19 protein-coding genes are annotated in these 17441 nt (G+C 59.7%); 10 read left to right on the plus strand and 9 right to left on the minus strand.

All coding sequences use genetic code 11. The features are described 5' to 3' along the window. Nucleotides 1-2 precede the first annotated feature (2 nt). The 3 genes from PseAD21_RS00250 to PseAD21_RS00260 all read left to right on the plus strand — a co-directional run bounded on the left by PseAD21_RS00250 (nucleotide 3) and on the right by PseAD21_RS00260 (nucleotide 2963). Complete coding sequence (locus PseAD21_RS00250; RefSeq protein ID WP_102353994.1) at nucleotides 3-1964, plus strand: acetyl/propionyl/methylcrotonyl-CoA carboxylase subunit alpha; 1962 nt, start codon at nucleotides 3-5, stop codon at nucleotides 1962-1964. Nucleotides 1965-2034: 70 nt separating this feature from the next. Then, nucleotides 2035-2577: an exonuclease domain-containing protein gene (locus PseAD21_RS00255; protein WP_102353995.1), complete on the plus strand. Its 543-nt coding sequence runs from the start codon at nucleotides 2035-2037 to the stop codon at nucleotides 2575-2577. Between the two features lie 101 nt (nucleotides 2578-2678). Next, nucleotides 2679-2963 carry a pyrimidine/purine nucleoside phosphorylase gene (locus tag PseAD21_RS00260; RefSeq protein ID WP_003226701.1) on the plus strand — a complete coding sequence of 95 codons (285 nt, stop codon included), beginning with the start codon at nucleotides 2679-2681 and terminating at the stop codon, nucleotides 2961-2963. Between the two features lie 70 nt (nucleotides 2964-3033). Here PseAD21_RS00260 and PseAD21_RS00265 read toward each other — a convergent pair whose 3' ends face one another. Beyond that, a complete protein-coding gene (locus PseAD21_RS00265) occupies nucleotides 3034-3840 on the minus strand; it encodes an MOSC domain-containing protein (protein WP_102353996.1) in 807 nt (268 codons plus the stop codon). A 197-nt stretch (nucleotides 3841-4037) separates the two neighbouring features. Then, nucleotides 4038-4973: a chemotaxis protein CheV gene (locus tag PseAD21_RS00270; protein WP_102353997.1), complete on the minus strand. Its 936-nt coding sequence runs from the start codon at nucleotides 4971-4973 to the stop codon at nucleotides 4038-4040. Nucleotides 4974-5426: 453 nt separating this feature from the next. Here PseAD21_RS00270 and PseAD21_RS00275 point away from each other — a divergent pair, with 453 nt between their 5' ends. From PseAD21_RS00275 to PseAD21_RS00285, 3 genes are all read left to right on the plus strand, one after another. Continuing rightward, nucleotides 5427-5897 carry a hypothetical protein gene (locus PseAD21_RS00275; protein WP_102353998.1) on the plus strand — a complete coding sequence of 157 codons (471 nt, stop codon included), beginning with the start codon at nucleotides 5427-5429 and terminating at the stop codon, nucleotides 5895-5897. A gap of 490 nt (nucleotides 5898-6387) precedes the next feature. After that, on the plus strand, nucleotides 6388-7281 hold the full coding sequence (locus tag PseAD21_RS00280) for a sensor histidine kinase (protein ID WP_102353999.1): 894 nt from the start codon (nucleotides 6388-6390) through the stop codon (nucleotides 7279-7281). Continuing rightward, entirely contained in the window at nucleotides 7278-7937 is a 660-nt protein-coding gene (locus tag PseAD21_RS00285; protein WP_025113176.1) for a response regulator transcription factor, read from the plus strand. Before PseAD21_RS00280 ends, PseAD21_RS00285 begins: the two co-directional genes overlap by 4 nt. On the opposite strand, the gene yegS is transcribed toward PseAD21_RS00285, so the two are convergent. Next, nucleotides 7921-8838: a lipid kinase YegS gene (gene yegS, locus PseAD21_RS00290; RefSeq protein WP_102354000.1), complete on the minus strand. Its 918-nt coding sequence runs from the start codon at nucleotides 8836-8838 to the stop codon at nucleotides 7921-7923. The two genes, PseAD21_RS00285 and yegS, sit on opposite strands and share 17 nt — an antisense overlap. A gap of 318 nt (nucleotides 8839-9156) precedes the next feature. Between yegS and PseAD21_RS29700 the strand changes: the two genes are divergently transcribed. Next, nucleotides 9157-9465 carry a hypothetical protein gene (locus tag PseAD21_RS29700; protein WP_178082074.1) on the plus strand — a complete coding sequence of 103 codons (309 nt, stop codon included), beginning with the start codon at nucleotides 9157-9159 and terminating at the stop codon, nucleotides 9463-9465. Between the two features lie 56 nt (nucleotides 9466-9521). Here the strand turns inward: PseAD21_RS29700 and glp are convergent, their stop codons facing one another. Then, on the minus strand, nucleotides 9522-10748 hold the full coding sequence (glp, locus tag PseAD21_RS00300; protein WP_102354001.1) for a gephyrin-like molybdotransferase Glp: 1227 nt from the start codon (nucleotides 10746-10748) through the stop codon (nucleotides 9522-9524). Then, nucleotides 10732-11271, minus strand: coding sequence for a molybdenum cofactor biosynthesis protein B (gene moaB, locus PseAD21_RS00305; RefSeq protein ID WP_102354002.1), 540 nt, complete (start codon nucleotides 11269-11271; stop codon nucleotides 10732-10734). Before moaB ends, glp begins: the two co-directional genes overlap by 17 nt. A gap of 82 nt (nucleotides 11272-11353) precedes the next feature. On the opposite strand from moaB, the gene mobA reads away from it, so the two are divergent. Together mobA and PseAD21_RS00315 are read left to right on the plus strand one after the other, a co-directional pair. Next, a complete protein-coding gene (gene mobA, locus PseAD21_RS00310; RefSeq protein WP_102354003.1) occupies nucleotides 11354-11956 on the plus strand; it encodes a molybdenum cofactor guanylyltransferase MobA in 603 nt (200 codons plus the stop codon). A 78-nt stretch (nucleotides 11957-12034) separates the two neighbouring features. Continuing rightward, a complete protein-coding gene (locus tag PseAD21_RS00315) occupies nucleotides 12035-12256 on the plus strand; it encodes a YgdI/YgdR family lipoprotein (protein ID WP_102354004.1) in 222 nt (73 codons plus the stop codon). A 77-nt stretch (nucleotides 12257-12333) separates the two neighbouring features. Here PseAD21_RS00315 and PseAD21_RS00320 read toward each other — a convergent pair whose 3' ends face one another. The 3 genes from PseAD21_RS00320 to PseAD21_RS00330 all read right to left on the minus strand — a co-directional run bounded on the left by PseAD21_RS00320 (nucleotide 12334) and on the right by PseAD21_RS00330 (nucleotide 14026). Continuing rightward, on the minus strand, nucleotides 12334-13224 hold the full coding sequence (locus PseAD21_RS00320) for a pseudouridine synthase (protein WP_102354005.1): 891 nt from the start codon (nucleotides 13222-13224) through the stop codon (nucleotides 12334-12336). An 81-nt stretch (nucleotides 13225-13305) separates the two neighbouring features. Then, on the minus strand, nucleotides 13306-13623 hold the full coding sequence (locus PseAD21_RS00325; protein WP_095189592.1) for a transcriptional regulator: 318 nt from the start codon (nucleotides 13621-13623) through the stop codon (nucleotides 13306-13308). A gap of 166 nt (nucleotides 13624-13789) precedes the next feature. Beyond that, the gene (locus tag PseAD21_RS00330) at nucleotides 13790-14026 is read right to left on the minus strand and encodes a glutaredoxin family protein (protein ID WP_102354006.1); all 237 of its coding nucleotides are present in this window, start codon (nucleotides 14024-14026) and stop codon (nucleotides 13790-13792) included. A 200-nt stretch (nucleotides 14027-14226) separates the two neighbouring features. Here PseAD21_RS00330 and PseAD21_RS00335 point away from each other — a divergent pair, with 200 nt between their 5' ends. Continuing rightward, complete coding sequence (locus PseAD21_RS00335; RefSeq protein WP_102354007.1) at nucleotides 14227-15939, plus strand: monovalent cation:proton antiporter-2 (CPA2) family protein; 1713 nt, start codon at nucleotides 14227-14229, stop codon at nucleotides 15937-15939. Here PseAD21_RS00335 and PseAD21_RS00340 read toward each other — a convergent pair. Next, a complete protein-coding gene (locus PseAD21_RS00340) occupies nucleotides 15936-17144 on the minus strand; it encodes an ammonium transporter (protein ID WP_102354008.1) in 1209 nt (402 codons plus the stop codon). The two genes, PseAD21_RS00335 and PseAD21_RS00340, sit on opposite strands and share 4 nt — an antisense overlap. Between the last annotated feature and the right edge of the window lie 297 nt (nucleotides 17145-17441).

The following is a 17441-nucleotide window of genomic DNA, read 5'->3' on the forward strand; positions in this document are numbered from 1 at the left end:
CCATGCCCGCCATCCACAAGATCCTGATCGCCAACCGCGGTGAAATCGCCTGCCGCATCCAGCGCACTGCCCAGGCCCTGGGCTATCGCACCGTCGCCGTGTTCAGCGACGCCGATGCCCAGGCTTTGCACGTGCAGATGGCCGATCAGGCGGTGAACATCGGCCCGGCACCGGTGCAACAGTCCTACCTGAACATCCCGGCGATCCTCGACGCCGCGCGCCGTACTGGTGCCGACGCGATCCATCCCGGTTACGGTTTCCTCTCGGAACATGCCGGATTCGCCCGCGCCTGCGAAGAGGCCGGTCTGATTTTTATCGGTCCCAGTGCCGACGCGATCGAGCTGATGGGCAGCAAGCGTCTGTCGAAAATCGCCATGCTCGACGCCGGTGTGCCGTGCGTCGCCGGCTATCAAGGCGCCGCCCAGGACGACGCAACGCTGTTGCGCGAAGCCGAACGCATCGGCTATCCGCTGATGATCAAAGCCAGTGCCGGGGGCGGCGGACGCGGCATGCGTCTGGTGCACAGCAGCGACGAGCTGCCGGCGCAATTGCGCACGGCGCGCTCCGAGGCGTTGAACGGTTTCGGCAGTGACGAACTGATCCTCGAACAGGCGCTGATCGAACCGCGGCACGTCGAGGTGCAACTGTTCGGCGACTGCCATGGCAACCTGATCTATCTGGGCGAGCGCGATTGCTCGGTGCAACGTCGCCACCAGAAAGTCATCGAGGAAGCCCCCTGCCCGGTCATGACTCAGGCGTTGCGCCAGACCATGGGCGAAGCGGCGCTCAAGGCTGGCCGCGCGGTGAATTATGTGGGTGCCGGCACGGTTGAGTTTCTGCTCGATACCCGTGGGCAATTCTACTTTCTGGAAATGAACACCCGACTGCAGGTCGAGCATCCCGTCACCGAACTGATCACCGGGCTGGATCTGGTCGCCTGGCAACTGGCTGTCGCCGAGGGGCAGCGACTGCCATTGACCCAGGATCAGGTCACCCTCAACGGCCACGCCATGGAAGTGCGTCTGTATGCCGAAGACCCGACGCAGAATTTCCTGCCGCAGACCGGGCTTATCAAGGCCTGGGAACCGGCATTGAGCGCGGGGGCGCGGATCGACCATGGCTTGCTCGAAGGCCAGTCGGTCAGCCCTTTCTACGACCCGATGCTCGGCAAACTGATCGCCCACGGTGCCACCCGCGAGGAGGCGCGGCGCAAGCTGCTGCGTGCGGTGCAGGACAGCGTGCTGCTCGGCGTCCAGAGCAACCAGCGTTTGCTGGTCAGCCTGCTGCAACATCCGCAATTCATCCGTGGCGAATTCAGCACCGCGTTCATCGCCCAACACTTCACTGACCACCCTTGCCTGCACGCCTACGCCCCCGGCGCCGAGCAACTGGCCATTGCTGCCGTGCTGTTTTACCAGGCCGGAGCGCAGGCGCATCGCGCATCGCTCAAGGGCTGGCGCAACAATGCCGGGGTGCCGCTCAATTACCGCCTCGGCCTCGAAGATCAGGACTGGACGCTGCAACTGCTGGCGGGCAGCGATGGCCACTTCACCGTGACCGTCATGCAGCGCTCGCTGGCGTTGCAGGTTATCGATGGCGACGAGCGCTCGAGGACACTGGAAATCGACGGCCTGCGCCAGCGTCACGCCTATCGGCTGGAGGGCGAAGCGCTCTGGTTGTTCACCCATCCAGGCAACCTGCGGCTGGAGGATCGAACTCATGCACTGATCAGCAGTCAGAGCAGCGTCAGCTCCGGCACGCTGAAGGCGCCGATGGACGGTGCTATCGTCGACGTGTTGGTCAGCGAAGGCAGCCCGGTCAGCAAGGGTCAGTTGCTGGTGGTGCTGGAGGCAATGAAAATGGAGCACCCGCTCAAGGCCGGCATCGACGGCGTGCTCAAGCGGATGCAGGTCAAGGTCGGCGATCAGGTAAAAAATCGTCAGGTTCTATTGCAGGTCGAGTGAGTCGCCAGGCGCAAACGCAAGGTTTGACTACGCTCTGATCTATCAGGACGCGTAAATCAGGAAACCTGCGATGCCCCATTGGCTGGTGATTGATCTGGAGGCCACCACGGATGAAGGTGGCTGGCCGGTTACGGAAATGGAAATCATCGAAATCGGTGCCACGCTGGTCGATCGTGCCGGTCGCGAGCAGGATCACTTTCAACGCTTTGTCAAACCGACACGACGGCCGTTGCTGACGCCGTTCTGTCGTGAGCTCACGCACATCACCCAGGCCAATATCGACGCTGCGCAGCCGTTGACCGAGGTCTGGCCGGCCTTCGAACGCTGGCTCGCGCAACACCAGACGCGCCTCGAAGGCTGGGCCAGTTGGGGCGACTACGACCGCAAGCAGTTGCTCCAGGAATGGCAGCGCCTGCAACTCGACACCGTGTTAAGCCGGGTGCCACACATGAACCTCAAACAGCGCTTTGCCAAGGCCCGGCGATTGGACCGGCCGTTGGGGCTCAATGGTGCGCTGCAACTGGCTGGCATGCAGTTCAGCGGTCAACAGCACCGAGCACTGGAGGACGCACGCAATACCGCGCGGTTGTTGCCGTTGGTGTTGCCACTCTAGCGTCAGGGCGGGAACTCGCCGCAGGTGACGGCGCCAGGCGCCTTGTGCATACTGGCCAGCCTTTTTAACCCTTTTTTTGCCCTTTTCGAGAGGAATCGCCCATGTTCAAAGTCAACGAGTACTTCGACGGCACCGTCAAGTCGATCGCTTTTGGCACCGCTGAAGGTCCGGCGACCATCGGCGTCATGGCCCCGGGCGAATACGAATTCGGCACCGCTCAGCGTGAAATCATGCACGTGGTCTCCGGCGCACTGACCGTCAAACTGCCGGACAGCAGCGACTGGGAAACCTTCGCCGCCGGCAGCCAGTTCAACGTACCGGCCAACAGCAAGTTCCAGCTGAAAGTCGCCGTCGACACCGCTTACCTGTGCGAATACCGCGGCTAACGCTGCAGGTTTCCCCGGCGCAAAAAAATGCCCGTGTCCATGGACACGGGCATTTTCATTTCAGGAACGGTTACTCGAGGATTTCCACCGGCATTCCGACTTCCAACTGACCATTACTGTCATTGACCAGGTTCTGGCCGAACATCGCGCCATCGGCCTGGGCGCGGTATTTCTGCAAGGTTGCCAGCGGTTCGCGATCAGCACTGCGCTCGCCAGTCTGCGGATCGATGGTGGTCAGAATGCAGCGCGAGCAAGGCTTCACCACCCGAAACTCGACATCGCCGATACGGATCCGCTTCCAGCCATCTTCGGCGAACGCCGCGCCGCCTTCGATCACCAGATTCGGCCGAAAACGCAACATCTCCAGCGGTCGCCCGACCTTTTGCACCAGATCCTGCAACGACGCCTCGCCGATCAGCAACAGCGGGAAACCATCGGCGAACGCGACCTGATCGTCCTCATGGCCATAACCGGACTGAGTCATGCGGGCGCGGTTCAACGGTACCTGCACCAGCCGGGTAGGTTTGCCAATGAAATCGCTGAGCCAACGGGCCGCTGCGTGACCGGCATCCGGTACGCGCAAGGTGTCGCGCCAAATGGTCACGCCGCGCAGGTCGGTATCTTCCTCCGGCAACGGCACATCCAGTGCCACATGCCCGGGCGCGCTCAGGGTCAGCCCGCCCTGGGCATTCCACAGCGCCGACAGCTGACTCATTTTCGCCTCGGCCCGCTGCGTCAGAAAGCGCCCGCTGGCCTCGTCCACCAGCATCCAGCGTCGATCCCCTTCAAGGCCCAGCTTGTCCAGGCCAATCGATTGCAGAATCTCCGGCTTGCCGGATTTCAACGGGTAACGATAAAGCGCGCTCAGACGCAGCATGGCCAGCTCCCTGGTGCCTAAAAAAACTACCCTATACGAGCTTTATCTGTGAATCAAAGCCTGATGCACGCCCCTGCAAATATTGTTGTGGCGAGGGGATTTATCCCCGATGGATTGCGCAGCAGTCCCGCTTCGTTGATTCAAGTGGGGCCGCTTTGCAGCGCATCGGGGATAAATCCCCTCGCCACAGGGTTTCGTCAGGCCGGCACTTCATCCAGCATCAGACGCTGACGCACCACGTCGACCAGCTTGTCCGGCTGGAACTTGGAGAGGAAGTTATCGCAGCCGACCTTCTTCACCATCGAGTCGTTGAAGCTGCCGGACAGCGAGGTGTGCAACACCACGTACAGGCCACGCAGCCGTGGGTCGTTGCGGATTTCGGTGGTCAGGCGATAGCCGTCCATTTCCGGCATTTCCGCGTCGGTGAACACCATCAGCAGCTTGTCGGTCATGTGCACACCGGTATCGGCCCAGGCCTTGAGCATGTTCAGCGCCTTCAGACCATCGCTGGCAATGTGCATTTTCACCCCGAGCTGACCGAGGGTGTCGCGCAGTTGCGAGAGCGCAACATTGGAGTCGTCCACCAGCAACACTTCGCGGCCACGGGCACGTTCCAGCACCGGATCGTCGAGTTTGTCGCGCGAGACCTTGGCGTTGTACGGGACGATTTCGGCGAGGACTTTCTCGACGTCGATGATTTCCACCAGTTGCTCGTCGACCTTGCTGATCGCAGTCAGGTAATGCTGGCGACCGGCGCTGGTTGGCGGCGGCAGAATGGCTTCCCAGTTCATGTTGACGATGCGATCCACGCCACCGACGAGGAAGGCCTGCACCGAACGGTTGTACTCGGTGACGATGATGGTGCTGTTCGGGCCCGGCACCAGCGGACGCATGCCGATCGCCTGGGACAGGTCGATCACCGGCAGCGTCTGGCCACGCAGGTTGACCACGCCGCAGACAAACGGGTGGCGCTGGGGCATCAGGGTCAGCTTCGGCAGTTGCAGAACTTCCTGAACCTTGAACACGTTGATCGCGAACAATTGGCGTCCGGCCAGTCGAAACATGAGAATTTCCAGGCGATTCTCACCCACCAGTTGCGTGCGTTGGTCTACCGTGTCGAGAATGCCGGCCATCAATGACTCCTGGGCTTGTTCTGATGAATTCATTAAGAGGGGTTATCGGCTGTTTATGGCGAATCTTGATCCCCGCACAAATCACTATCAAAATGCCACACACGGGCATTGATGTCACATTAACATCATGCTTTACTGGCTCGGTGATTTCATCTGCTACATTCTCTTCTGGCGCGACCACGGTTTGCGCCACAGGTTCCCGCGCGTAAGGGAATCCCCTAGTAACAATCAGGCCTAACCTGATGTTCGCAATATCCAATAGCCATTAATGTGACGCCATTCTCATTGCATGAACGGAGTCAGGCTATTGTGTGCGATCGCAGTTCGGTGGAAACGCATCCTCTCGAAACCCTCAGCTTGTGCACTTGCACGCCGGGGCGCGATCTCGCGACGATTCACGATCGTCGACACACACGGCATTCCCTCATCAGACATGACGCTGTGGAGATAAGCATGCCAATCGACCGTAAAGACTGGGCGCAACGCTTTCCCGAATTTCTCGTCGAGGCAGAAACACTCCTGGCCAAATCCGAAGAATGCCTGAGCCACCTGCAACTGATCAGCAACGACAAGGACGCGATCGACTGCATGCTCAACACCCTGCTAAAACTCGCAGGCCGGGCTCAAGCGTTGGCGCTGGAAGCGGTTTCCGGGTTTTCCCTGCACATTCACAGCTTGCTCAACCATGCGCCGGATCATATCGATCTGCACGCTCAGGCACTGGATGCGCTCAAAGACTGCTTCACTCTGATGGCCTGGCAAATCGAACTGGTTGATCAGAACACCGGCCAGTTGAGCCTTGATGACAGCGAACAGACCTCTCTGATCGAAGCCTTTGCATTTCAGGTAGGCCAAAGCCAGTTTCAGCCGCCGCTCTCGACCCGATCGCTGTCGCTCACGCCCTACTCGGAGCGTCAGGCCTGATTGGCCACTGTTAATACGCAAACCGAGGCTGTGGATCCGAATCGCCGAATGTCGCAATTGAATAGTTCATACCTGCCAGCGACAAGGCGAATCAAATAATCACACCTGACCGAAGCGGATATTTTCCCGCAACCTCAGGGTTTTCCTGTGCCCGCATAACGAGCAACTTCGAGTGACATCGATATCTATCGAGCGCAACAAAGCGACTTTTTCCATTATGGAACTCGCGTCCAACAGGCGTCTTTCCTGACTCATTGGACATATATGGCAACGCGACCAACGGTATCTTAAGTGGTATTATGCCGGCCGTTAGTTGCTTTCAATTAATGGCACATTGATTCAATGACAGGTATCCACCGATACTTGGCGGTCAAGTATCGTTCACTGAACCTGGTTAAAATCAATAACATAATTGACAGCATTTTCAGACAGAGATCTGCCCGCCACCGGCCGGTCTGCCCGCAGCGAACATCCATTGGCTCCATCCGTTATGTACGCCAGTCTCAAGTCAATCAGCACATGGCCACCCTCCCGGGAAAATGCACGCCGGTTCACACTTATATTGTGTGTCATCGCAACCGTCGGCAGCCTGCTGACCTATGGTTTTTCAGCGCCACTGTCACTGGGTTTGCTGCTGTTGAATATCGCAGCCACTGCCTGTGTCTGGGTGCAATATCGACTGTCACGCAAATCGATCAAGTTCCAGCCTCAAGAACTCGCGGACCGTCTGCTCGAAGTCCAGGAGAACGAGCGGCACCGGCTCAGTCGCGAACTGCATGACGATATCGGCCAGTTGTTGACCGCTGCCAAGCTGCAAAGCGAATGGCTGAAGAGACGTCTGCCGCAAGACCTGCAAGAACAGTGCTCGACGCTTTGCGAAACGCTTGAAGAAACCCTCAACAAAGTGCGCGATGTTTCAGCCATTCTCAACCCGCGCCAACTGACCAGCCTCGGCCTGGAGGCCAGCCTGCGCGCGCACTTGCTCAAGACCCTGGCGAACACCCCGGTGCACTGGAGCCTCGATTGCCAGCAACGGCTCACTGGCATCCCGGAAGAAATGGCGGTCGCGGCCTTTCGCATTACCCAGGAAGCGGTCACCAACATTCTGCGTCACGCGCAGGCAAAAAACCTGCTGATTCGCGTACAACGCCTGCCGCAAGGTCTGACGTTGTTTATCAGTGACGATGGACTGGGATTTGCGCCTGCCGCCGATCCGGGCCGCGAAGGACAACGTGGCATGGCCGGGATGGCCGAACGAATCGAACAGTTGGGCGGCACGTTGAACGTCATCAGCGAGCCGGGCAAAGGCACTCAAATCGAAGCACTATTCCCCTGGGCGCCCCGTGCACTCGAGCGGGCCAGTACGAATAAGGTTATGCGTTGACTTGTAACTTACTTCTGGTGGATGACCACTCGCTGATCAGGGCCGGCGTACGCGCTCTGGTGCTCGATATTCCCGGTTACGCGGTCATTGGCGAAGCCAGCGATGGCTCGCAGCTGCTCGAAATGGTCGAGCAACTGACGCCCGACATCGTCTTGCTGGATATCTCGATGAAGGAAACCGGTGGCCTGGAAGCCCTGCAACGGCTCAAGCGGGTACGTCCACAAAGCAAGGTGCTGATCCTGTCGATGCACACCGACCCGGCGCTGATCATGCAGGCACTGGAGTCCGGTGCGCACGGTTATCTGCTCAAGGACACCACCGCCACCGAGCTTGAACATGCCCTTGAAGCGCTGCGTAACAACGAGCGCTACCTGAGCCCGGCGATCGCCCATACGGTGATCAACCAGGCGCTGACCCGCACGCAGAAAAACCAGCCGGAAGTGGCCGACTCGCACAACCTGACGGCCCGTCAGCTGGAGATTCTGCGATTGATCGTGCGCGGCAAATCCACTCGGGAAATCGCCAACGGCCTGGGCCTGAGCATCAAGACCGTCGAAACCCACCGCTCGCAGATCATGAAACGCCTGCAGATTTACGACGTGGCGGGTCTGGTGCTGTTCGCGGTGCGCGAACAGATCATCAGCCTCGACGACTGATCGACCGAGCACCGCCCAACAGCGGCGAGTGCTCCGGCAAATGCACCTGCAAAGCTGCCGGGCGCGCCTCGAAACGCAGGCTTTCACCCTCCAGCGGCTCGCCGTCAAGGTTGATGTAGAGCCCCTCGGCAACTTTGATTTCGACCCAGGGCAAGCGGGCTCGCACAAACATATTGTCGAGGCCGAAACCATCACTGAGCAGATTCTTCAGCGTGCCGACCAACTCTTGTGGCGCCGGCAGGATGCTGATATCCAACAGACCATCGTCGGCAAATGCCTGCGGACACAATACGTGTCCACCGCCGGCCTGGCGGCCATTGCCGATGCCCAGCGCCAGCAGTTCACCGCTCCAGTGAAAATCCGGCCCATGCAGTTCGCCGTAGGCCGCGTGCAACTCGCTGAACCGCGACAGGCCGGTGAACAGATAGGCGGCCCCGCCGAGCACTTTTTTCAGATCCTCAGACGTATTGGCCGTGACCTGGCTGCCGAAACCGCCCGTCGCCATGTTCAGGAAGATCTGCCCGCCGACTTCGCCCAGGTCGATGTCTCGCGGCGGCACATCCAGCAACTCAAGCGCCTCGGCCGGCTCCAGCGGGATCCCCGCTGCGCGGCAAAAATCGTTGGCGGTCCCCAGCGGCAACAGCACCAGGCTGGCCTGATGCGGATGCGCGGCGAGCGCTTCGGCGATATCGCGTAACGTACCGTCCCCGCCGCCGGCGATAATCTGCCTGTACCCGTCCGCCAATGCCTCTTGTACCAGACGCTGAGCGTCACCAGCCTCCCAAGTCAGGCGCACCGCCAACTCCCAGCCCTGCTTGCGTTTGCCTTCGACGGCGGCGCGAACCGCCTCATTGAGTGCCTGCTTGCCATGCAGAATCAACAGCGCCCTGCGTTCACTCATAACGATTACTCCCCACGGCTGAATCGGTCTGAAACATCTTGACCACTGGCGCACGCAAAAAAGCCGCAAGAATCACTTTTAATTCAAGCGACTGATCTGTTGCGTCCTACACAGCGGTATTTTTTCTTACAACATGTGAGGAATCGGCTCAATTGACCCGCCGCGATCATTGATTCACCGTGTGCAGGTGGTATCAATCTTCGATTTAACAACACAAGGATGTGCAGGTCATGAGTGGATACACCCTCGTAGCGGGTAACAGTTTGAATCATGGAGAGGTTAGCGAGCTTACATTTGAAACAGCCGACGGGCATTTCCATGCACAGCCATGAAGCCAGAATCTCAACCAGTCCGGTGGACTCTCTCACCGAAAGTCGCGTCAGTCACAAATCCGATTTCAAAAAGAGCGCCAGAACCACTGGAGAAGTTGATATGGAGCCGCGCGTGACCGAACTGGAAACCCACCTCAAATACATTCGCCGGGATATGGATGAAGTCCGCGGCGATGTCAAAACCATCAAGCACCGCCTCGCCTATTCGGCGGGTGCAACAGCGGTGGTATTGGGGCTGCTTGGGTGGGTCGCCAATAGCCGGTTCGATCAGTTGGTCACACTGATGAGCCATTGATTGGGGAATGCAGGCTTCGACGCTGATCGGTCGAGCCTGCACTTGGAGGGCGGGGATCAGCCGAGCAGATCACTCAGAGGAATGAAGACAACTCGATCCTCCTCGACCAGCGTGCGTCCTTCCAGCACTTCTACCAATCCATCTGCCCAGGCCGCGCTACGCAGTACTCCTGAACTTTGATTGCGGTAGACGATTGCTCGCCCCTGCTCGAGTCGACCGCGCAAGTATTCACGCCGATTGCCCGCGACAGGCCAGACGAAGCCGGCCGGAACCGTGAACTTCAGCGGTTCGACGTCCTGCACACCCTGACGCCGTAACAGGTAAGGCCGTGTGAGCAAAGCGAAGGTCACCAGCGTCGAGGCGGGATTACCGGGCAGACCGATGACCGGCACATTGCGAAAATGGCCGAACGTCAGCGGTTTTCCTGGTTTGATTGCCAGTTTCCACAGCGCCAGTTCACCTTCTTCCCTCAACGCGATGCCAAGAAAATCCGCTTCGCCAACCGAGACTCCTCCCGTCGAGAGAATCAGGTCGACATCCTGCAACTCGCCCAGACGTGCACGGGTGGTATCCAGATTGTCCGGAAGAATACCGGCATCGATCACCTCACAACCCAGGCGCTGCAACCAACTGCACAACACCACCCGGTTGCTGTTGTAGATCTGGCCTGGGCCCAACGCCTGGCCTGGCTCGACCAGTTCATCACCGGTTGACAGCACCGCCACCCGCACCTTGCGCACCACATTGAGTCCGGCGCAACCCAGCGACGCCGACAAACCTTGCTCGATCGGCCCCAACCGCGTCCCTGCCGGCAGGATCAACTCACCGACGGTGGTTTCCTGGCCCTGCGGGCGAATGTTCTGGCCAACGGTCATGGTTTCGGTAAAGCGCACCCGGCCATCGTCCTGAACCTCGGCGTTTTCCTGCATCTCCACGCAATCCGCTCCGGCAGGCACAGGTGCACCGGTGAAGATTCGTGCACAGGTGCCGGGTTTCAAAGGCTCGGGCGCCTGCCCGGCGAACACTTTCTGGCTGACCGGCAAAGGCTCGCCCGTCCAGTCAGCGAGATTCAGCGCATAACCATCCATGGCACTGTTTGGCCAGGGCGGCAGGTCAAGGGTCGAAATCAAGTCTTCGGCCAGCACTCGCCCTTCTACCTCAGCCAACGGCAGGAACTCACGCTCGACAATCTGTGCGGCGTCGGCCATTGCCAGCAGGCGGGCCAGCGCGTCTTCGACAGGCATCAGGCTGCCAGTCTTGCCCGGCTTACCCACGGGATTCACAAGGCGCCGCCTGTTTCAGGTGCGGTACGAAGTTGCAGGGACGATGCCGCGAATCCAGTTGCTCGGCCAGAATGCCGTCCCAACCGGTGCGTACTGCGTTGGTCGAACCTGGCAGGCAGCACACCAGCGTGCCATTGGCCAGCCCTGCCAGTGCCCGCGACTGCACGGTCGAGGTGCCGATGTCGGCCACCGATATCTGGCGGAACAATTCGCCAAAGCCGTCGACCTGCTTGTCGAGCAGACATGCCACGGCTTCCGGTGTGCTGTCACGCCCGGTGAAACCGGTGCCGCCGGTAATCAGCACGACCTGCACCACGTCCTCGGCAATCCAGTGGGCAACTTGCGCGCGGATCTTGTACAGGTCATCTTTGAGCAAGACCCGTTCGGCCAGTCGGTGGCCGGCAGCGGTCAGGCGGTCGACAAAGACCTGGCCTGAGGTGTCGGTTTCCAGGGTTCGGGTATCGCTGACAGTCAGCACCGCAATATTCAGCGGTACAAAAGGTACATCGGCCTTGGCTTTCATTAGGCTCGTCCAGTTGTAGGAGAAACAGCCCGGTGTTATATCACAGCGCCTGAATTTTTCGCCGCCCTGCTGGAGAGCTGCCATGACCTTGAACACGCCACTGCCCCCCTGCTCCATTCTGCTCCTGGCGGGCGGACGCGGCCCGCGCATGGGCGGCCAGGACAAAGGCCTGGTCGAATGGCAAGGTGAACCGCTGATTGCGCATTTGCAGCGCCAGGTACGGCCACTGACCGACGATCTGATCATCTCCTGCAATCGTAATCGCGAGCGTTATGCCGAATACGCCGACCAACTGGTGAGCGATGAGGAAGGCGACTTTCCCGGCCCGTTGGCCGGCATCCTCGCGGGACTCAAGGCCGCGCGTTTGCCGCACGTGCTGATCTTGCCCTGCGATGTGCCGCGCATCGACGCCGCGCTGTTGCACGACATGCGTGCAACAGCCGGCAAGTTTCCTGACAAACCTTTAATGTTGCGTCATGACGACCACTGGGAACCCCTGCTGTGCGTGATTCCGGTGGCCCTTTTGTCTGCGTTCGAAACCGCCTGGAACGCCGGCGAACGAAGCCCCGGCCGGGTCATGCGCAACCTCGGCGCCACTGCCCTGCAATGCCCGGACAATGACCCGCGACTGGCCAACCTGAACACCCCTGAACTGTTAAATGCGCATAACACTGTGTCAGACTGAAATCATTCAAGGAACTCTCACGCCTTGTATACGTCTCAAGCTTAGTAACCAAAAGTATTCCCATTCGGAGACACACCCATGACTCAACGGACCCTCGCCACTTTCATGCTCGCACTGGGCCTGGCAACTCTCGCAGGTTGCTCCTCGCCAACAGTGATCACCTTGAATGACGGTCGCGAAATCCAGGCCGTCGACACCCCTAAATATGACGAAGATTCGGGTTTCTACGAGTTCAAGCAACTGGATGGCAAACATACCCGTATCAACAAGGATCAGGTTCGCACCGTTAAAGAGCTGTAAGCTTTACGTCGACACCGGATACAGAAAAGCCCGCATTGCTGCGGGCTTTTTCATGGGCGCGGGAAAAGTAGGTGGCGTCACCACTGCAGGGTGATCTGGCTCTCGAATGACCGTTCTTCGCCCGTCACCGGGTCAACAAACCGCAACCCCTGCGCCAGCAGCTTCAATGGATTGGCGTAGTCATCCTCAACGTCTTTCAACACGTCAGGGTAAAACGGGTCGTTGCAGATACTCGCCCCGAGTGCGGTCATGTGCACCCGCAACTGATGCTTCTTGCCGGTCACCGGGTACAGCCCATAGCGCCACAGACCGCCGTTCTTTTCCCGGACCTCCACCGCCGTTTCGGTATTGGCGACACCGGCCCCTTCCTGCATGCGGAAGAACGGTTCGCCATCGATCAGACGACTTTTGTGCACCAGGGGAAATTCCAGTTCCGGCAGCGCACGGGCGATCGCTTCATAGCGTTTATCGATCTGCCGGGTCGGGAACAGCGACTGATAAGCCGAACGGGTCTGCGGATTGGCCGAGAAGATCACCAGCCCCGCCGTGTGCCGGTCGATGCGGTGCAACGGCACCAGGTGCGGATTGTCCAGGCGACGGATCAGTCTGCGCAGCAACGTTTGCTCGACATACTCGCCGGCCGGCGTCACCGGCAGAAAATGCGGCTTGTCCGCCACCACCAGATGTTCGTCCGCATAGAGTATCGACTCGAGCACCGGGATCGGTTTTTCATCCGGCACTTCACGGAAGTAGTGAATGCGCAGACCTTCCTTGTACGCCAGGTCCAGTGCAATCGGCTGGCCCTGACCATCCAGCCCCCGCCCCCGGGCGATCCGGTCCAGCCATTGCTCGCGACTGATCGCACTGAAATGCTCACACAGACAATCAAGCACGGTGAGCCAGGCGCCTGGCGGCAGATAAAGGGTGCTGGCCTGATTCTGAGCAGCGGAAAATGTTGGTGTGGACATACGGAAATTCGAACCCTCAATGCAGGTCGGCATTATCCAACACTGAACGATACGAACCTAGTGCAGATTCCGCCGCCAGCCTCAGGCCGGGATCGACTTGAGCGCTGCGGCTTCGGTGAACTCCTTGAGCCAACGCAGCACGTCGACCGCTTCCCAGCGCCCTGGGTCATACAAGGCGTACAGCAACCCCTGATAGCCGACAACATCCAGTTGTCTGTGATAACCGGCACGCTGGAACAGCGCTTCGATTTCGGCAAAACAGGTGTTGAAATGCAGCTTGTTGAATGGCGTCTTGCCCTCCGTGACCAGCCCGTCCAGACGCAGCTCAAGGACCGCCTCGCGCACCACGTCAACCGACATCCGGTTCACGCTGTTCTTCAACTGTTCGACATTGACCACGGTTCGTCCCTCTGACTGCCGGTTTCACCTGCTCAAGTCATGAAAAGCAGCAGGTCAACCCAATTACTGTATAGACATACAGTAACCGAATAAACCGCAGAGTGCCAAGGGTAGGATGCACGGTCGCGACCGGCGGAAAGCAGTGGTGCGTCACCGAAGAAACGGCTCAGCGCAAGAAAGCCACCACCTGGTCAGCATTGAACGGCCAGCCCAGCTCTGCTCCGGTATCGACCCGGCGCAGCAGCGGAATCCGCAGGCTGTAAGCCTCGAACCAGGATTCATAGTCGGCGATATCCACCAGTTCCACCAGCAGACCGTGCTCGACAAAAGGCATCAACTCGGCTTCTGCCAACTCACACAGATGGCATCCAAGCGTACCGAACAACTGACATTCAGGAGGCATGATCGCTCAACCGGAAAAATGAGAGTTCATTCTAGGCCCGCCTCGAAACCCCGTCGAGCCGCTACTGTCCAAAGGACCGGACGCGACACCAAATACGTAAACCCTGACGCAAATCAGTCCGCAGAAAAGCCAATCAGGCGATGCTCCCGCGCTTTTTGCCTCTACGCTTGAACAGCCAGAGCCTGACATCGGAGTGTCTTGTGTTTGCCAACCTGTTGATCATCCTCGCCTCATCCCTGGTGATGATTGCCCTGTTCCGCCGCCTGCGCTTGCCGCCAGTGCTGGGCTATCTCTGCGTGGGCCTGATGGTGGGGCCGACCGCATTCGACTGGGTCAACGAGAGCGAACACCTGCCTGACGTGGCCGAACTGGGCGTGGTGTTCCTGCTGTTTTCGCTGGGTCTCGAATTCTCCCTGTCGAAAATGATTGCGCTGCGCCAGGTGGTATTTCGTCTGGGTAGCCAACAGGTGTTGCTCAGCACCGGGTTGCTGGGGCTGGTGTTGATCCTGCTGGGCATGCCGGTGACTCCGGCCCTGCTGCTCGGCGCAGGGCTGTCGTTGTCCTCGACGGCGATTGTCACCAAGGAGTTGAGCAGCCTCGGCGAAGTGTTCAGTAGTCACGGGCAGAACGCGGTCGGCGTATTGCTGTTTCAGGACGTGGTCGCGGTGTTGCTGCTGACGCTGGTGCCGGTGTTCGCCGGCAGCAGCGCGCAAGCCTGGTACTGGGCACTGCCGCTGACCCTGGCGAAAACCGTGGTGCTGTTTTTCGGTTTGCTGCTGGCCAGCCGCTGGTTGCTGCCACGGCTGTTCCATGAAGTGGCCGCTTCGCGCTCGGCGGAATTGTTCGTGCTGCTGGCGCTGGTGATTGTGCTGCTCACTGCATGGCTGACGCACCTGTTGGGCCTGTCCCCTGCCCTCGGCGCATTTCTGGCCGGCATGTTGCTGGGCGAGAGCCACTATCGCCACCAGATCGAGGCCGACATCCGGCCTTTTCGCGACATTCTGCTCGGGGTGTTTTTCGTCAGCATCGGCATGCTGATCGATCTGCAACTGTTCGTCAGCCACAGCGTGCTGATCATCGGCCTGACCCTCGGCCTGATGCTGATCAAGGGCACGGTCGTGGCGCTACTGGTGAAGTGGCGCGGCAGCGATCACGAAACCGCCTGGCGCAGCGGCCTGGCCCTGGCGCAGGGCGGTGAGTTCTGTTTCGCGTTGATGGCACAGATGCAGCAAAACCAGATGCTGCCTGCCGAGCTGGGCGGCCTGCTGCTCGCAGCAACGTTCTGCTCGATGCTGCTGACCCCGTTGTTGCTGCGCGCGGCACCGAAGATTGCCTTGCGCCTGCACCGCAAGCCGAACCAGGAAGCGCAAATCGAAGAGATCAGCGCGCTCAACGCCGACCTCGACAAGCATGTGGTGATTTGCGGATACGGGCGGGTCGGCCAGTCCATCGGCCGCTTCATGCGCAATGCCAATCAGCCTTACATCGCACTGGACAACGATCCCGTGCGGATCCAGGAAGCCGCTGTCGGTGAAAGCAATGTGCATTACGGCGATTCCTCCCGCGCCGATCTGCTGATCGCCGTCGGACTGTTGCGCGCACGGCTGGTGGTGATCGCGGTGGATCAAGGCGAGGTTGCCCTGCGCATTCTCAAGGAAGCCCGCCGCCACAATGATCAGGTGCCAATACTGGTGCGCACCCGCGACGATAGCCAATGGGCGGAACTCAAGGCTGCCGGCGCCACCGAAGTGGTGCCGGAGCTGTTGGAATCGAGCCTGATGCTCGGCTCCCACGCACTGATCATGCTCGGTCTGCCGGCGCGCCAGGTACAAGAACGAGTCGATCAGGTGCGCAGTGACCGTTATCGCCTGCTGCACGGGTTTTACCCCGGCACCAACGATGAGGAAACCTAATCCTGACTCACCGCGCCGATCTTGTGCAGCGACAGGTCGGCGCCGTAATACTCTTGCTCCTGACTCAGGCGCAGGCCGTGCAACGCCTTGATCAAACCGTAGACGGCGAATCCGCCGATCAACGCGACCACTACACCCAGCGCGGTACCGATCAACTGGCTGATCAGGCTGACGCCCCCCAGGCCACCGAGCGCGCTCTGGCCGAAGATGCCGCAGGCGATCCCGCCCCACACCCCGCACAGTCCGTGCAGCGGCCAGACGCCCAGCACATCGTCGATGCGCCATTTGACTTGCGCCGCGGTAAAGCACCAGACAAACAGCGCACCGGCAATCGCGCCGGTGACCAAGGCCCCCACCGGATGCATCAGGTCGGAACCGGCGCAGATCGCCACCAGCCCGGCCAATGGGCCGTTGTGCAAAAAGCCCGGGTCGTTGCGCCCGACGATCAGTGCCGCCACCGTGCCGCCGACCATCGCCATCAACGAATTGACCGCGACCAGGCCGCTGACGCCCTGCAAGGTCTGCGCGCTCATCACGTTGAAGCCGAACCAGCCGACAATCAGAATCCACGAACCCAGCGCCAGAAACGGAATGCTCGACGGCGCAAACGCCACCAGACGCCCGTCGCGATAACGCCCGTTGCGCGGGCCGAGCAACAACACTGCCGCCAGCGCCAGCCAGCCGCCCATGGCGTGAACCACCACCGAACCCGCGAAATCATGGAACGCAGCGCCAAACCGCGCCGTCAGCCAGGCTTGCAGACCGTAGTTGCCGTTCCAGATCATGCCTTCGAAAAACGGGTAGATGAACGCCACGATCAGCGCCGTCGCGCACAGTTGCGGAACGAATCGTGCGCGCTCGGCGATGCCGCCGGAAATGATTGCCGGGATCGCTGCAGCGAAGGTCAGCAGGAAGAAAAACTTCACCAGCCCATAACCGTGATCGGCACTGAGTACCGCCGCCGGTTGCATGAAGGTCACCCCGTAAGAGATCCAATAGCCTATAAAGAAATAGGCCAGGGTCGAGACCGCGAAGTCGCTGAGAATCTTCGACAGCGCGTTGACCTGGTTCTTCTGGCGAACCGTGCCGACTTCAAGGAAGGCGAAACCGGCGTGCATCGCCAGTACCATCACCGCACCGATCAGAATGAACAACGTGTTGGAGCTGTGAACCAGCGTGTCCACAGCGCTTTGCAGATTTTCCATAAAGAGGCAGACCTGAAGGCTAAAAAGGCACCAAAGCGGTTCGCGCGGACAATTCATGCACCAAGTTGCGCCTTTGCGGGCACCGCGCTGGAGCTGCGATGAACCGCTTTGGCGCACACGGTCGATGTCCTGACACGAACCAGGATTATTTGAGTTAAGGTTTTCCTGCATCTACGCCCGCCAACAGCGCACGGCGGCAGCAAGACGCACCACGACATAGCAAAAGCTGTACCAGTCATTTGTACTGAACCTTCGCGCAAGGCTCATACTCGAACGCTTCAGACGTCACTTACGGAG

Source organism: Pseudomonas sp. AD21 (assembly GCF_002878485.1).
Taxonomy (GTDB): Bacteria; Pseudomonadota; Gammaproteobacteria; order Pseudomonadales; family Pseudomonadaceae; genus Aquipseudomonas.

Coding starts and splice junctions, on each gene's coding strand:
- PseAD21_RS00275 (WP_102353998.1), top strand. CDS start 5,427: ATGCCAATCGACCGTAAAGACTGGGCGCAACGCTTTCCCGAATTTCTC.
- PseAD21_RS00340 (WP_102354008.1), bottom strand. CDS start 17,144: ATGGAAAATCTGCAAAGCGCTGTGGACACGCTGGTTCACAGCTCCAAC.
- PseAD21_RS00265 (WP_102353996.1), bottom strand. CDS start 3,840: ATGCTGCGTCTGAGCGCGCTTTATCGTTACCCGTTGAAATCCGGCAAG.
- mobA (WP_102354003.1), top strand. CDS start 11,354: ATGACCTTGAACACGCCACTGCCCCCCTGCTCCATTCTGCTCCTGGCG.
- PseAD21_RS00280 (WP_102353999.1), top strand. CDS start 6,388: ATGTACGCCAGTCTCAAGTCAATCAGCACATGGCCACCCTCCCGGGAA.
- PseAD21_RS00315 (WP_102354004.1), top strand. CDS start 12,035: ATGACTCAACGGACCCTCGCCACTTTCATGCTCGCACTGGGCCTGGCA.
- PseAD21_RS00255 (WP_102353995.1), top strand. CDS start 2,035: ATGCCCCATTGGCTGGTGATTGATCTGGAGGCCACCACGGATGAAGGT.
- moaB (WP_102354002.1), bottom strand. CDS start 11,271: ATGAAAGCCAAGGCCGATGTACCTTTTGTACCGCTGAATATTGCGGTG.
- PseAD21_RS00320 (WP_102354005.1), bottom strand. CDS start 13,224: ATGTCCACACCAACATTTTCCGCTGCTCAGAATCAGGCCAGCACCCTT.
- PseAD21_RS00330 (WP_102354006.1), bottom strand. CDS start 14,026: ATGCCTCCTGAATGTCAGTTGTTCGGTACGCTTGGATGCCATCTGTGT.
- PseAD21_RS00250 (WP_102353994.1), top strand. CDS start 3: ATGCCCGCCATCCACAAGATCCTGATCGCCAACCGCGGTGAAATCGCC.
- PseAD21_RS29700 (WP_178082074.1), top strand. CDS start 9,157: ATGCACAGCCATGAAGCCAGAATCTCAACCAGTCCGGTGGACTCTCTC.
- yegS (WP_102354000.1), bottom strand. CDS start 8,838: ATGAGTGAACGCAGGGCGCTGTTGATTCTGCATGGCAAGCAGGCACTC.
- PseAD21_RS00270 (WP_102353997.1), bottom strand. CDS start 4,973: ATGGCCGGCATTCTCGACACGGTAGACCAACGCACGCAACTGGTGGGT.
- PseAD21_RS00260 (WP_003226701.1), top strand. CDS start 2,679: ATGTTCAAAGTCAACGAGTACTTCGACGGCACCGTCAAGTCGATCGCT.